We start from the raw sequence: 14,262 nt of genomic DNA, 5'->3' as shown, positions 1-14,262 counted from the left end.
GCTGGCGTTGTGATCCCGTCAATGATCGTGTTTGGGCTTGTTTTCGGTCGCTGGTGGAAGCAGGCAATTATCGGCGGAGCGTTGCTCTGCTCGGTGCTCGTGGGCCTTGCCAGCGTGTTTGAAACCGGCGGTGTCTTTTCCTGGTCCCGGGTACTGGGTGCTGCGGCCTTGGGCGCGGTGAGTACCGCTTTCGGCGTCGCGATTCGCCAGATGCTCCATCAGCTAGTTGCCCGGATCCGGGTGGCCGGCAAATTCGGGGTCAAGCGCGCCTGATGTGCTTTCCGTCCGCCGACGCAGTTTCGGGGCCGGGCCTGGGGGACCGCCGCCGGTCGTTTCGCCGGCACGCCGCGAAGCATGGAAAATCGGCATGAGACCTGTTGCTTAGCCGGCGGCGGGACTAGCCTGTGCACCATGGATTGGAAACTAGAACTGGTATTTGTTCCCGTGTCGGATGTCGACCGGGCCAAGGACTTCTATGTGAACAAGGTGGGATTCAACGCGGACTACGATGAACGGCCCAACGACAAGATCCGTTTTGTCCAGCTGACTCCGCCCGGCTCGGCCTGTTCGATCTGCATCGGCGAAGGCCTGAACGATGCCGCACCGGGAACGGCACCCAGCATGCAAATGGTGGTCAGCGACATCCAGGCCGCACACGACCAGCTTGCGGCCAACGGGGTCGAGGTCAGCGACATTGACGTCCAGGACTGGGGGAGCTTCGTGTACTTCGCCGACCCGGACGGCAACAAGTGGGCGGTGCAGTACATCCCGCAGCGTCCCAACGGCTGATTCCCCGCGCAGTCGGACCTGCCGATTCCCGATGGCCAAATCGGCAATAAGTTGCCGATTTGGCCACAAATGATCTGAATTCGTCACCAAAGGCCATGTTTCGGCGAGATCTCGCCGAAACATGGCCTTTGGCGAAATGCGGAAGCCGGAAAATCTTGCGTATCGGCAGTATGTTGCCGTTTCAGGGGATGGGATGGGGGCGGTATTTCGGCAATAGCGTCGGCATTCTCGCTGCGCGCAAGAAAGCCCTCCGCACCCGGCGGGCAATGCCGTGGACTATGGAGTCACCGGGTATCGGCTGGTGATTGCCACGCGGTTGAACATGTTGATCGCGGCGCTGAGCCACGCCACGGCAGAGACCTGTGCATCGGTGAGTACCGACGCCGCCATCGTGTAGGTGTCGCGGGGGACCTGGTCCACTGAAACCAGGGTGATGGATTCGCTCAATGCCAGGGCCGCACGCTCGACGGCGCTGAAATACTCCGATTCACGCCACGCTGGCAGCACCGCCAAACGGTCGCTGCTTTCACCCAGCTTCAACGCGTCTCGGGTGTGCATGCGCAGGCAATAACTGCACCCATTGAGCTGTGAGGCCCGGATCTTGATAAGTTCACACAACTTCGGGTCGAGATCGGCCGCCTGGGCGGCCTCGCTGGCGGCCTTGTTCATGGCCAGCAACGCCGCATAGGCGGCAGGATCGGACTTGCTGAGGTTCACACGGGTATCCATGCCTGCATGTTAGTCCCGGAACACGGGAACAACTAGAGGTTGTTTGCACGCATGGGGTGGTGGATCGGCGGATGGCATGCCGTTGCAGCATTGTCTGGCCGGAAACCCCTGGCGCATGCAAGCGGTCGGGCCGAGCGTCATGGCGACCGCGATGGCCATCAGACATGCGGAGAAGTCTTCGGCTGGGCGGATGTAGACGACGTCGATCTTTAATGAAACTATGTGCGTATGAATGCAGATAAAGGAACATGCTCGCTTGGTGTCGACAGCCAGTACGTGGAACTGGCGGTGGAGGTCTTTTCCATGCTGGCCGATGCCACCCGGGTCCGGATCATTCTTGCCTTGCGGGAGAAGGAAATGGCGGTCGGGGCCCTGGCCGAGGTCGTTGGAAAGTCGCCTGCCGCCGTTTCACAGCACCTGGCCAAGATGCGGCTGGCCCACATGGTTTCCACGCGTCAGGACGGCACCAAGGTCATGTACCGGCTGGAAAACGAACACGCGAGGCAGCTGGTCGTCGACGCGATCCACCAGGCCGAACACGCGCTCGGCGGGATGCCCGCGCACCACAGGGCGGGCCAGGCAACGGCATGAGCATCACCGACCAGACGGACCACCGCCCCGCGGATGACCATGGACACCCGCACGTCCATCAGCATGAACCCCACGCCCATGATCACGGTCATGGCGGGCATTCCCACAAGCACCACTCGGGCTTCAAGGGGTGGCTATTCGAATTGTTCGTGCCGCACACCCACGATTCGTCCGATTCGATCGACGATGCGTTGGAGGCCAGCAAGGAAGGTGTCCGGGCGCTGAAGGTCAGTCTCGTCATCCTGCTGGCCACGACGGCGCTGCAGGTCATCGTGGTGGCGATCAGCGGTTCCGTGGCGCTGCTGGCGGACACCATCCACAACTTCTCCGATGCGCTGACCGCCGTGCCGTTGTGGATCGCCTTCATCCTGGGCCGACGCGTGGCCACGAAACGCTACACCTACGGATACGGGCGGGCCGAGGACCTGGCCGGTCTCTTCATCGTCGTGGTCATCGCTCTGTCCGCCGTCATCGCCGCCTGGCAGTCGATCGAACGCCTGGTCAACCCGCAACCACTCGAAAACCTGTGGTGGGTGCTCGCGGCCGGCGTGATCGGATTCGCCGGCAACGAGATCGTGGCGGTGCACCGGATCCGGGTCGGGCAAAGGATCGGGTCCGCCGCACTGGTGGCGGACGGCGTGCACGCCCGCACCGACGGGTTCACGTCCCTCGCCGTGGTGTTCGGTGCCGTGGGCGTGATGCTCGGATTCCCCCTTGCCGACCCGATCATCGGCCTGCTGATTTCAGTGGCCATCATCGTCTTGCTCATCGGGACGCTCAAAAGCATTGGGTGCCGGCTCATGGACGGCATCGAACCCGAGCTCGTGGACCGTGCCGAGGTGGCCCTGGCCGGAACGCCGGGAGTCCTCACCGTCGACAGCGTGCAATTGCGCTGGGTTGGCCACCGGCTGCAGGGCACTGCAACCATTGCCGTCGCGGACGCGGTCCTGTCGACGGTGGCCGAAACCATTCACTCCGCCGAGCACCGGCTCGGGCACGTGCTCCCCAAGCTCGACGACATGGTGATCAATGCCGTCACGGTTTCCGCGCGCGAAAAAGGTGCTGGTCTTGAGCCGTCCGCGCACAACCATCATTGACAAGGCGGTCGACCTGGGCGCATCGGTGAGCATCCCCGGCCATGGCAGTTTCATGGTGACAGGGGAAGCGTTGGCGATGATCGACGTGTTCGGCGGACTGCTGCATTGCTACCAGTGGGACGGTGGCTGCCGAAGGCAAGGCCTGTATTTCTCGCGGACGGAACCGAAGAAACCCCTTCGATGCGTACTCGGTGTTCCAGAGCAGCCGGGCGGGTCTTCCCCCGGTGGGTGGAACCGGCCGGACCATGAAGAAATCGTGATCAGTGTCAGTCGCGAGCTTGCCCCCAAACTCGACGGCGCAGTCCTGGGCTTCGGTTCATACAACAAGATGGAACGCTTCGTCTGGCTGGCTATGCCCGCAGTCAAGGGTCCGGCCTGCACCTGCCGGCGCTCCGTCGGGCCGCCGGCGGGAAAACGTTCGCCCTGTCTGGACGACCAAGGGGTCGGGCTTAGCGACCTTTGAAAAACACATCCGGCTTGCCGCGCTGGTGCTCCCTAAGATGAACGCAGAGCAGGGGTGGAGGAGTTTCCTGCGATTTGTGATCAGGTGCCGAGAAGGCCTGCCGCTGCCAGATGTGCACGAACATTCGGTGTCAAGAGCTGTTCCCGATGTTCGCCGATGCGTTGGACCAGGCTTTCGGTCTCATCCAATACATCCCCTGCGCTCCACGCCCGATCACGGCTTCCCCGGCCGACCGACCGTAGCACACCGGCCTCCTCGAGTTTCTGAATTCCGGCATTTGCCGCTGTATTGCTGATTCCCAGCCGTTGGGATACGGATTCAACGGTTATGAGCGGTGTGGCGAGCAGGGTGTCGATGAGGCTGTCCGCCGCGGAGCCGGCTCGGGGCTTGACGGTTTCACGCCAAAGACTCGGCATCTCACCAAGAGTCCGTGCCGAAGCCTCGGCTTCCTGACAAACGATGATTGCACTACTCGCGAGGAATTCCACGAATAGAGCACCGCGACCTGTTCGATAGGTGTTGACGAGCTCGAAATACCAGTCACGGCGGGCAGCGAAAGCAGAGGCAAAGGGTATGACAGCAGTCTGGGTCAATCCGCGGTGTCGAAGGATTGCGTTGATGAGGGCCCGCCCGATGCGGCCATTTCCGTCGGTAAACGGGTGGATGCTCTCAAAATGGGCATGTGCGAGGGCCGCTTGGGCGAGCGCCGGAATATCTCGTCTGCCGCAAAAAGACTGCAAATCGGTCATCAGGGCTTCGACTCTTTCCGGAGCGGGCGGGACATGGACGGCATTTCGAGGAGAGTAGTCAGAACCCCGGATCCAGTTCTGTACATCACGGATCTTGCCGGCGTACCGGGTCTCGTAAGGATCGTCTTTCATGAGAATTGCGTGCGCAGTTGTCAGGGCGCCGATATCCGCGGGATTTTGGTTTTCGGCAGCCTGGATCAGATTTTCGATAGCGTCTGCGGCGGCAATTGTTGATTTGGCATTGTCGCTGGCCCTAATCCCAAGGGACGCGCGTGCAAGATCAATTTGAGGTGCTTCAACGAATTCAATTTTTGAGGATGACTGGGCCTCATTGCGAAGCAGGAATCCGGTCAACGGCGCCAGGAGCATGCCGGCGGTGGCATCAAGGCGAGTAATCGCCACAACGGCTCGTTCGCATAGAGTCGACAGTTCAGAATCCGGAACCCAGACTTCGTCCGCAATCAACGGGGGAATGCTGGCAACGAAGCGTGTGAACATGCGGTCTTCTTTTGGGCCTTGGCCGCTTGGCGTCCAGGGCAGGAGTTCCGAATCATGGGATGGCCACGGAACCTTCATTGTTTCCTCGTTAACCTTGGATAGTGGATCGGTTATCCAAGATTATGGCTGCAACCTTGGATAGTCAACGAATTATCCAAGGTTATGACAACAACCTTGAATAGCGAGTGTGTTATCCAAGGTTACTGAGCGGCGATATGCACGATCCCACTCCGCTTGCCAGTGGGTTGCAGGGTTCGAGACAGCGATGCGGCTTGTGGGACACGGGTTTCCGTGCGAAGCATTTGCCCTGCCGGCATGCGCGTCGATTGGTGGGGCGCCGAATGGTTCCGTTAAGCTGGTTGTTGGCTGGCTGTGGTCATCGTATGCCACAAGCTATGAAGCCGTACAACGAAACGAGGAACCGTAGTGCTTGAGCAAATCACACTGACCGTCGATGGGGAACAACGCGAGGTGAATGCCGGTACTACCGGGGCCGAGCTGTACTTTGATGACCGCGATGTCGTGGTCATGCACGTCGATGGCGTGCTTCGCGACCTTTCCCGCCCGCTTGAGGCCGGAACCGCCGTCGAGCGGGTCACCATCGATTCCCCCGCGGGACTTGAGGTCCTGCGCCACTCCACCGCGCACGTCATGGCCCAGGCCGTGCAGCAGCTGCGCCCGGATGCCAAGCTGGGCATCGGCCCGTACATCACCGACGGTTTCTACTTCGACTTCGACGTCGCCGAGCCGTTCACTCCCGAGGACCTGAAGACCCTCGAGAAGATGATGCTCAAGATTGTCAACCAGAACCAGAAGTTCGCCCGCCGCGTGGTCACCGAGGACGAGGCCCGCAAGGCCATGGCCAACGAACCGTACAAGCTCGAGCTGCTGAAGAAGGCCAACGAGGCCGATTCCGCCGGCGAGGGCGTGAACGTCGAGGTCGGCGCCGGCGAGATCACCATCTACGAGAACGTCGACCGCAAGTCCGGCGACGTCGTGTGGTGCGACCTGTGCCGCGGCCCGCACCTGCCCAACACCAAGTTGATCTCCAACGCCTTCGCGCTGACCCGCACCTCGGCCGCCTACTGGCTGGGCAACCAGAACAACCAGCAGCTGCAGCGCATCTACGGCACCGCCTGGCCGACCAAGGACGCGCTCAAGGCCTACCAGGAGCGCATCGCCGAGGCCGAGCGCCGCGACCACCGCAAGCTCGGCGTCGAGCTTGACCTCTTCTCCTTCCCCGACGAGCTGGGTTCCGGCCTTCCGGTGTTCCACCCGCGCGGCGGCATCATCCGCAAGGAAATGGAAGACTACTCGCGTGCGCGCCACGTCGAGGCCGGCTACGACTTCGTCTACACCCCGCACATCACCAAGGGCCACCTCTACGAGGTCTCCGGCCACCTTGACTGGTACAAGGACGGCATGTTCCCGGCGATGCACGTGGACGCCGAGCTCAACGAGGACGGCACGGTGCGCAAGCCCGGCCAGGACTACTACCTCAAACCGATGAACTGCCCGATGCACAACCTGATCTTCGGCTCCCGCGGGCGTTCGTACCGCGAACTGCCGCTGCGCCTGTTCGAATTCGGTTCGGTCTACCGCTACGAGAAGTCCGGCGTGGTCCACGGCCTGACGCGCGTGCGCGGCATGACCCAGGACGACGCCCACATCTACTGCACCAAGGAGCAGATGAAGGACGAACTGACCGAAACGCTGAACTTCGTGCTGGGCCTGCTCAAGGACTACGGGCTGGATGACTTCTACCTGGAGCTCTCCACCAAGAACGAGGAGAAGTTCGTCGGCGACGACGACGTCTGGGAGGAAGCCACCCGCACCCTGGCCGAGGTCGCCGAGGCCTCCGGCCTGGAGCTGGTCCCGGACCCGGGAGGAGCCGCCTTCTACGGCCCGAAGATCTCCGTGCAGGCCAAGGACGCGCTGGGTCGCACCTGGCAGATGTCCACCATCCAGCTGGACTTCAACCTGCCCGAGCGCTTCGAGCTCGAGTACCAGGCCGCCGACGGTACCCGCCAGCGCCCAGTCATGATCCACCGCGCCCTCTTCGGTTCCGTGGAGCGCTTCATGGGTGTGCTGACCGAGCACTACGCCGGTGCATTCCCGGCGTGGCTCTCCCCGGTCCAGGTCGTGGGCATCCCGGTCGCCGAGGCCTTCAACGAGTACATGTTCGACGTGATCGACAAGCTCAAGGCAGCGGGCATCCGCGCCGAGGCGGACATCTCCTCGGACCGCTTCCCGAAGAAGATCCGCACCGCGTCCAAGGAAAAGGTGCCGTTCGTTCTCATCGCCGGCGGCGAGGATGCCGAGGCCGGGGCGGTGTCGTTCCGCTTCCGCGACGGCAGCACCGACAACGGCGTGCCGGTGGACGAAGCGGTGGCCCGCATCGTCGCCGCCGTGAAGAACCGGGAAGCCTAGATCCATGGGGGAGTCCACGCGGGCACAAGCCATCGAAGCGCCCGAGGAGCTTTCGCAGGAGGAGCGGGATGCGGCAGCCACCGACGATTTCGAACTCGCCGGGGTGCCCGATTCCTTCCAGCGCCTGTGGACTCCCTACCGGATGGCCTACATCAAGGCCGGGCAGAACCAGGTCAAGGACGAGGAGTCCTGCCCCTTCTGCGTAGCGCCGACCCGTAGTGACGAGGACTCGCTGATTCTTCACCGGGGCAAGACCGCATACGTGATCTTGAACCTCTTCCCCTACAACCCGGGCCACATCCTGATCTGCCCCTACCGCCATGTGCCGGATTACACCGACATCACGGAGGAGGAAACGGCGGAGATGGCTGCGTTGGCGCAGAAGTCCATGCGCGTGCTGCGCCATGTTTCGCGTCCCACCGGTTTCAACCTGGGCATGAACCAGGGTGTCACCGGCGGGGCCGGCATCGCGGCGCACCTGCACCAGCACGTGGTTCCGCGCTGGGCGGGTGACGGGAACTTCTTCCCGATCATCGCGCAGACCAAGGCGATGCCCGCCACGCTGGGGGACATCCGCGAGGACCTGGCTGCCGGCTGGCTTGAGATCGACTAAAACCGAATAGTAGTAGATGGATTGACCGTCGGGCATTTTGCCCGGCGGTCAATTTGTTTAACGGCAACGGGCGTGGATGCACCCGGGTTGCCTGCGGGGAGCGTGGGTCGCCGCGGTGGCTTCGGATATTACGGCACGAATCGCCCAATTGAACAGTGTTCAAGAACTGTCGGGGTGATCGGTGTAAGGTGGTTTTACCTCACGGTTGAACACTGTTCAATTATGCATTGAGCAAGTTTCAAAAACCCCTTGGAAGCGCGTGGAGCCGCTTCTCTCATTCCAGCGGAAGGCAGCACCATGACCTTGGGCATTGCGACCAATCTTGAAGAATCCCCGGCCGAGACGTTTGCCGGGCCGCTTGACGCGCGGGCCCTTGCCGCCCGGGTGGAAGCGGGACACCGAATCACCGAGGCCGAGGCCCTGGCGATCCTGGGCACGCCCGACGAGCGCACCCTGGAAGTGGTGGCGGCGGCAGGGACCCTGCGGCGCAAGCACTTCGGCAACACCGTCAAGGTCAACTACCTGGTGAACCTCAAATCGGGACTCTGTCCGGAGGACTGCACGTACTGTTCCCAGCGTCTGGGCTCCAAGGCCGAGATCCTCAAGTACTCCTGGCTCAAGCCCGAAGAGGCCGTGCACCAGGCGGGGCTCGGCATTGCCGGCGGCGCCTCGCGCGTGTGCATGGTCGCCTCCGGAAAGGGGCCCAGCGATCGCGACGTCGACCGGGTGGCCACCATGATCGGCCAGATCAAGGACGAGCACCCGGAGATCGAGGTCTGCGCCTGCCTGGGCATCCTCAAGGCGGGCCAGGCCGAACGGCTCGCCGCAGCCGGGACGGACGCCTACAACCACAACCTGAACACCGCCGAGTCGCTCTACCCGGAGATCTGCTCGACCCACACCTTCCAGGAACGCGTGGACACCGTCGGGCAGGCCAAGGACGCCGGGCTCTCCCCGTGCTCCGGGCTCATCGTGGGCATGGGCGAGACCCCCGAACAGCTCGTCGAGGCGGTCTTCGCCCTGCGGGAGCTGGACGCGGACTCGATCCCGGTGAACTTCCTGATGCCCTTCGACGGAACCCCGCTGGCCGGAACCTGGCACCTGACCCCGATGGCGTGCCTGCGCATCCTGGCCCTGGTCCGCCTGGCCGCGCCCGCCACCGAGCTGCGCATGGCCGGCGGGCGCGAGATGCACCTGCGTTCCCTGCAGTCCACCGCGCTGGCCGTGGCCAACTCCCTGTTCTTGGGCGACTACCTCACCTCCGAGGGCCAGGACGCGCGCCGGGACCTGGAGATGATTTCGGATGCCGGCTACGTGGTCTTGGGCCAGGAGGACATCGACCCCGCCGAGCTGGCGGCACGCATCCGGCACCGGGCCGACGAGGCCCCGGCCCGGCCCGAGGCTCCCGGATGCGGAACCTCCTGCGGCAGCGCCTCCTCCCGGGGCTGCGGCCCGATGGGTGCCGAACCGGTCCTCCGCCGCCGCGGTGCCGGCACGCAGGAGAACCCCAACGCATGAGTGTCGACACCTTGGACCTGCTGGCCCGCGACTCGGGCCTGCTCTGGCACCCCTATGCCTCCCTCGACGCCGGGGCCCGCTACTCGGTGACCGCCGCCCGGGGATCCCGGATCACGCTGGAGGACGGCCGGGGCGGCAGCCGCGAGGTCATCGACGGAATGGCCTCCTGGTGGTCGGTGGTGCACGGCTACCGGAATCCGGCGCTCGACGCCGCGGCGCATGCGCAGATCGACACGTTCAGCCACGTCATGTTCGGCGGGCTCACCCACGAACCCGCCGTCGAACTGGCCGAACGCCTGGTGGCCATGGCCCCGGGCGACCTGCAACACGTGTTCCTGGCCGACTCCGGCTCGATCAGCGTGGAAGTGGCGCTCAAGCTGGCGCTGCAGTACCAGGACGCATGCGGGAAGCCGGAGCGGCAGCGGTTCCTGGCCTTGCGCGGCGGGTATCACGGGGACACCTTCGCGGCCATGAGTATCTGCGATCCCGTGGACGGCATGCACGCGGCGTTCGCGCCGATGGGCAGTCGACAGGTCTTCCTGCCCCGGCCCCCAGCCGCGCGGCTCGCCGAATCCGGCGACTGGGTCTTTGACGCGGACGAGCTGGAACGCTGGGAGGCGCAGGCGCGAAGCATCGCCGGCGAGCACGCCGGGGAACTGGCGGGCATCGTGTGCGAACCCATCCTGCAGGGAGCCGGCGGCATGCACATGTATCCGCCGCGGGTGCTGAACGTGCTGCGGGACATCGCCGACCTGCACGGATTGCTGCTGATCGCCGACGAGATCGCCACCGGATTCGGCCGCACCGGCAAGCTCTTTGCCGTCGAATGGGCCGGAATCGAGCCCGACGTGATGTGCGTGGGAAAGGCGCTGACCGGCGGCTACCTGTCGCTCGCCGCGATGATGTGCACCCCGAGGGTGGCCGGGGCCCTTGGCGCCGGCGGGTCCTCCGGGGCGGCGCTGCTGCACGGGCCCACCTTCATGGGCAACCCGCTGGCCTGCGCCGTGGCGTGCGCCTCGCTGGACCTGCTCGCCGGGCCCGACGGCCCGCGAAGCGCCTCCGCGCCGTGGCGCGCGCAGGTGGCCCGCCTGGAGCGCGGCCTGCGCACCGCGCTGGAGCCGGCGCGGGAACTGGCGGGCGTCAAGGACGTGCGCGTGCTCGGCGGGGTCGGCGTGGTCCAGCTGCACGAGCCCGTGCGCGTCGCGGACGTGACGCGCGTGGCCGTGGAGCACGGTGCCTGGGTGCGGCCCTTCCGCGACCTGGTGTACGTGATGCCCCCGTACATCTGCACGGATGACGACTTGCGGCGACTGGGTTCGGCGATCACCGCGGCTGTGGGGGAAGTCCATGGTGCCTAACCAGACGTCGACCCGACCCTTGGCCGCCGCCGATGCCGACCGGACGGAGCCGGGATCCTGGGAGGCATGGCTCGCCGCCCGGGCGCGGGTGCGCGCCGCACGCGGCATGCAGCGCACCGACAACTCCCGCGGGCCGCTCACGGACCTGGCCTCCAACGACTACCTGGGCCTGGGCGGGCACCCCGAGGTCGTGGCCGCGGCGGCCGCGGCCGTGCACGCATACGGTGCCGGGGCCGCCGCCAGCCGCGTGGCCACCGGCACCCTGCCGGTCCACCGCGAGCTTGAACGGTCGCTCTGCCGGTACACGGGACGGGCCGAGGCGCTGGTCTTCTCCAGCGGCTACACCGCGAACCTCGGCGTGCTCGGTGCCCTCGGCGGGCCCGGCAGCCTCTTCATCCTCGACGCCCACGCCCACGCCAGCCTGATCGACGGCGCACGGCTGTCCGGGGCGCGGGTGGAAACCGCCGAACACAACAGCCTGCGGGACCTGGAGAGATTGCTGCGGGAGAACCTGGACGGCCGGGCGCCCAAGCCGCGCGTCGCCGTCGTCGTCGAATCCATCTACTCGGTGCTCGGGGACGCGGCGCCGCTGGCCGAGGCGGCGGAACTCTGCGCCCGCCACGGCGCCCTGCTGGTGGTGGACGAGGCCCATTCGCTCGCGGCAACGGAGCACGGCTCCGCGGTGCGCGCCGCGGGACTGGCGGGCGACGGGCACGTGGTCGTCACCGCCACGCTGTCCAAGGCGCTCGGCGCCCAGGGCGGGGCGGCGCTGCTCGGCGGGGAACCCGCGGGCCTGCTGCGCGAGCACCTGGTGAACACCTCGCGCACCTTCCTCTTCGACACGGCCCTGGCGCCGGCCGCGGCCGCCGCGGCCCTCCGCTCGCTGGACCTTGCGGACCCGGCGCGGATCGGCAGGCTGGCGCACAACGCGCAGGTCATCTGCGAAACCCTGGCCGGGCACCCGGAACTGCGCGGGCGCATCGAGCGTGGGGCGGGTGCGGTCCAGTCGATCAGGATGCCCGGCGCGGATGCCGCGGTGGCCGCCACCGCCGCCCTGCGCGAACGCGGCATTGCCGTCGCGTGCTTCCGGCCGCCCAGCGTCCCGGACGGGATCTCGCGCCTGCGGATCACGGCGCACGCGCACCAAGACCCTGCCGAACTGGCCCTCGTCCTGGAGACGGTGGCCCGGACCATTCTGGAAGTGGAATCATGAGCTGTCCCTTTGCCGCGGCCGCCGCCGTTGAAAGCGCACCCCTGGCCGGCCCGCTTCCCGCGGCCTACCCGGAGGCGGTCAACCGGCGCTACCGCAGCATCGAGGATCCCGCCGTGGTGCGGCAGATCCTGCGCCGGGCCGAGGAATTCACCCCCGCCAACGCGCTGAGCACCGCCATCACGTTGAGTCCCGCCGCGCTGCGCATCCTCGCCTCGGTGCGCTTCGCCCTGCCGCCGGTCCTGGCCAGCGCCTCGGGCCGGGAACACATGTCCGTCCGGCGGGTCGTGGCGGGCTTCTTCAGTCCCGCCAAGGTGCAGGCCCAGGGCCCGTTCATCGAGGCGCGGGTGCGCGGGATCTGCGCGGAACTCGGGGAAACGTACCGGTCCGGCGGCACCGTCGACCTGGCGGACCGGCTCGCGGCGGTGATCCCGCCGGAGGTCATGCAGAAGCTCACAGGCATCCCCGTGCCGCCGATCGAATTCCTCAAGCGCTGGAGCCAACATTCCCTGGAGCTCTTCTGGGGGTGGCCGGACGAGCGGCGGCAACTGGTGCTGGCCGCAAGCGCCGCGGAATTCTTCGCGTGGCTGGTCGGCGCGGTGGACGAGTCGGTGGCGCGCGACGACGGAAACCTCTATGCCGCCCTGCACCGCGCGGGAGTGGAGAAGCGCCGCATCATCTCGCTGGGCTACTTCCTGGCGATCGCCGGCCAGGAAACCACCACCATGCTCATCCAGACGGCTGTGTTCGGCGCCCTGGCCGACGGGCGCTGGGACGCCTGTGCCGTTCCGGAGACCGGGGGAGAGGTCTCCCGGGACGTGGTGCGGGAGGTGCTGGCCCGGGCCTCCTCGGTGCCCACCTGGCGGCGCATCACCGCCATGGACGCGGAGGTCGGGGGCGAATCCTTCCGGGCCGGCGACGAGCTGGTGCTGCGCCTCTCCGGCGGGATGCCGGAGGACCCGGAGGACGACTCCCTGGCCTTCGGCTACGGGATCCACCGTTGCCTGGGTGCCGGCATCGCGCGCCTCGAGACGGAGCTGGTGCTCGGCGCCACCGCTCGCGCACTGCCCGGAATCGAATTGGTGGACAGGGAGCCGCGGTGGAACCACCTGCTCTCTTTCCAGACCCCGGCGGACGTGCTGACGCGTTTGCGGGACGGCGCACCCATGCCACAGAGCCAGAAGGGACATGCACAATGATCTACGTTGTCACGGGAACCGATACCGATGTCGGAAAGACGGTTGTCACCGCCGCGTTGGCGGCCGCGGCGCTGCGCCGCGGCGACCGGGTGGCCGTTTACAAGCCGACCCAGACCGGGGTGCTGCCCGGACAGGACGGCGATGCGCAAAACACCGCCAGGTGGCTCGGGGGACCCGACCGGCTGAGCGTCGTGGAGGGGATCCGCCTGCTCGAGCCGATGGCCCCGGTGGATGCCGCGCTGGAGGAAGGCGGGGAAGCCGCCGCCGACTCGCTGCCCACGATGGCCGACCATGTGCGGCGCATCAGGGCGCTGGCACAGGGCCACGACTCGGTCATCGTGGAGGGGGCGGGTGGGCTCCTGGTTTCGCTGACCCGCGCGGGGGAAACCGTTGCCGACCTCGGCGCCGCGCTCGATGCGCACCTGGTGGTGGTGACCCGTCCCGACCTCGGGACGCTGAACCACACCGCGCTCACCCTGGAGGCCGCCGTCACCCGGGGCTTTGAACGCGGCACCCTGGTCCTGGGAAGCTACCCCGATGCGCCGTCGGTGCTTCACGTCCGCAACCGCGGCAACCTGGGCGCACTTGCCGCCGGCCGCGGCTGGGGCTGGGTGGACGGACTTCCCGCAGGCTTGGGGGCAACGGGGCCGGCCCGGGGGAGAAACGAGGATCTCTGGGCCGCGGGCGGCAGGCTGGCATCCGTGCTGGTGTAGCAGACACATCGGTATCGAGCGGCATTCCAGGGATGCGGTGTTTCCGGAATCTGGCGGTCGTCCTGGTGTTTTCCCGATGGGCGGCCTGCGGGCAGCGAATGTGACGAGGGCGAACCCGGGCGAAATGTCAGACGGGCTCTGATTGTGTTCTGTGCGGGGTTGCGCCGGGCGGCTTCCTGTGTTGTGCCGGGAATCCCCCGTGATTGTGCGGCATTTGGTGCATCCCTTGTCGATGGGTGACGTCTAAAATCTAGGTGACTTGTCTACTGGCTTTGAATTGTGACGACATAACCGAGGTCTTTGTT

14 protein-coding genes are annotated in these 14,262 nt (G+C 66.0%); 12 read left to right on the top strand and 2 right to left on the bottom strand.

Annotation, left to right across the window (positions count from 1 at the left end):
• The first annotated feature begins 9 nt into the window (after positions 1–9).
• Together ACFY5D_RS02705 and ACFY5D_RS02700 are read left to right on the top strand one after the other, a co-directional pair.
• On the top strand, positions 10–273 hold the full coding sequence (locus tag ACFY5D_RS02705; RefSeq protein WP_387524693.1) for a hypothetical protein: 264 nt from the start codon (positions 10–12) through the stop codon (positions 271–273).
• Positions 274–411: 138 nt separating this feature from the next.
• A complete protein-coding gene (locus ACFY5D_RS02700) occupies positions 412–789 on the top strand; it encodes a glyoxalase superfamily protein (RefSeq protein ID WP_387524690.1) in 378 nt (125 codons plus the stop codon).
• 276 nt (positions 790–1,065) lie between these two features.
• Here the strand turns inward: ACFY5D_RS02700 and ACFY5D_RS02695 are convergent, their stop codons facing one another.
• Positions 1,066–1,518, bottom strand: coding sequence for a carboxymuconolactone decarboxylase family protein (locus tag ACFY5D_RS02695; RefSeq protein ID WP_387524687.1), 453 nt, complete (start codon positions 1,516–1,518; stop codon positions 1,066–1,068).
• A 228-nt stretch (positions 1,519–1,746) separates the two neighbouring features.
• On the opposite strand from ACFY5D_RS02695, the gene ACFY5D_RS02690 reads away from it, so the two are divergent.
• Genes ACFY5D_RS02690 through ACFY5D_RS02680 form a run of 3 tightly spaced genes read left to right on the top strand, consistent with a single transcriptional unit; the run spans position 1,747 to position 3,669 of the window.
• The gene (locus ACFY5D_RS02690; protein ID WP_387524684.1) at positions 1,747–2,109 is read left to right on the top strand and encodes an ArsR/SmtB family transcription factor; all 363 of its coding nucleotides are present in this window, start codon (positions 1,747–1,749) and stop codon (positions 2,107–2,109) included.
• Positions 2,106–3,206: a cation diffusion facilitator family transporter gene (locus tag ACFY5D_RS02685; protein ID WP_387524681.1), complete on the top strand. Its 1,101-nt coding sequence runs from the start codon at positions 2,106–2,108 to the stop codon at positions 3,204–3,206. Before ACFY5D_RS02690 ends, ACFY5D_RS02685 begins: the two co-directional genes overlap by 4 nt.
• Complete coding sequence (locus ACFY5D_RS02680) at positions 3,178–3,669, top strand: peptidase (RefSeq protein WP_387524678.1); 492 nt, start codon at positions 3,178–3,180, stop codon at positions 3,667–3,669. Before ACFY5D_RS02685 ends, ACFY5D_RS02680 begins: the two co-directional genes overlap by 29 nt.
• Positions 3,670–3,749: 80 nt before the next feature.
• Here ACFY5D_RS02680 and ACFY5D_RS02675 read toward each other — a convergent pair whose 3' ends face one another.
• A complete protein-coding gene (locus tag ACFY5D_RS02675; RefSeq protein ID WP_387524675.1) occupies positions 3,750–4,916 on the bottom strand; it encodes a Fic family protein in 1,167 nt (388 codons plus the stop codon).
• Between the two features lie 426 nt (positions 4,917–5,342).
• Between ACFY5D_RS02675 and thrS the strand changes: the two genes are divergently transcribed.
• The 7 genes from thrS to bioD all read left to right on the top strand — a co-directional run bounded on the left by thrS (position 5,343) and on the right by bioD (position 13,957).
• Complete coding sequence (thrS, locus tag ACFY5D_RS02670; protein ID WP_387524672.1) at positions 5,343–7,346, top strand: threonine--tRNA ligase; 2,004 nt, start codon at positions 5,343–5,345, stop codon at positions 7,344–7,346.
• Positions 7,347–7,350: 4 nt separating this feature from the next.
• Positions 7,351–7,959 (top strand): HIT family protein, encoded by a 609-nt coding sequence (locus ACFY5D_RS02665; protein ID WP_387524669.1) that lies wholly within the window; start codon positions 7,351–7,353, stop codon positions 7,957–7,959.
• 297 nt (positions 7,960–8,256) lie between these two features.
• The gene (bioB, locus tag ACFY5D_RS02660; protein WP_387524667.1) at positions 8,257–9,477 is read left to right on the top strand and encodes a biotin synthase BioB; all 1,221 of its coding nucleotides are present in this window, start codon (positions 8,257–8,259) and stop codon (positions 9,475–9,477) included.
• On the top strand, positions 9,474–10,835 hold the full coding sequence (gene bioA, locus ACFY5D_RS02655) for an adenosylmethionine--8-amino-7-oxononanoate transaminase (protein ID WP_387524665.1): 1,362 nt from the start codon (positions 9,474–9,476) through the stop codon (positions 10,833–10,835). The genes bioB and bioA overlap by 4 nt, the downstream gene beginning before the upstream one ends.
• Positions 10,825–12,048, top strand: a complete 1,224-nt coding sequence (locus ACFY5D_RS02650; protein WP_387524662.1) for an aminotransferase class I/II-fold pyridoxal phosphate-dependent enzyme — start codon at positions 10,825–10,827, stop codon at positions 12,046–12,048. The genes bioA and ACFY5D_RS02650 overlap by 11 nt, the downstream gene beginning before the upstream one ends.
• Positions 12,045–13,244: a cytochrome P450 gene (locus tag ACFY5D_RS02645; protein WP_387524659.1), complete on the top strand. Its 1,200-nt coding sequence runs from the start codon at positions 12,045–12,047 to the stop codon at positions 13,242–13,244. Before ACFY5D_RS02650 ends, ACFY5D_RS02645 begins: the two co-directional genes overlap by 4 nt.
• Complete coding sequence (gene bioD / locus ACFY5D_RS02640) at positions 13,241–13,957, top strand: dethiobiotin synthase (RefSeq protein WP_387524656.1); 717 nt, start codon at positions 13,241–13,243, stop codon at positions 13,955–13,957. The genes ACFY5D_RS02645 and bioD overlap by 4 nt, the downstream gene beginning before the upstream one ends.
• The last annotated feature ends 305 nt before the right edge of the window (positions 13,958–14,262 follow it).

It is taken from the genome of Paeniglutamicibacter sp. NPDC012692 (genome assembly GCF_042901625.1).
Classification (GTDB): domain Bacteria; phylum Actinomycetota; class Actinomycetes; order Actinomycetales; family Micrococcaceae; genus Paeniglutamicibacter.
This window is presented reverse-complemented; position numbering and strand designations above follow the sequence as displayed.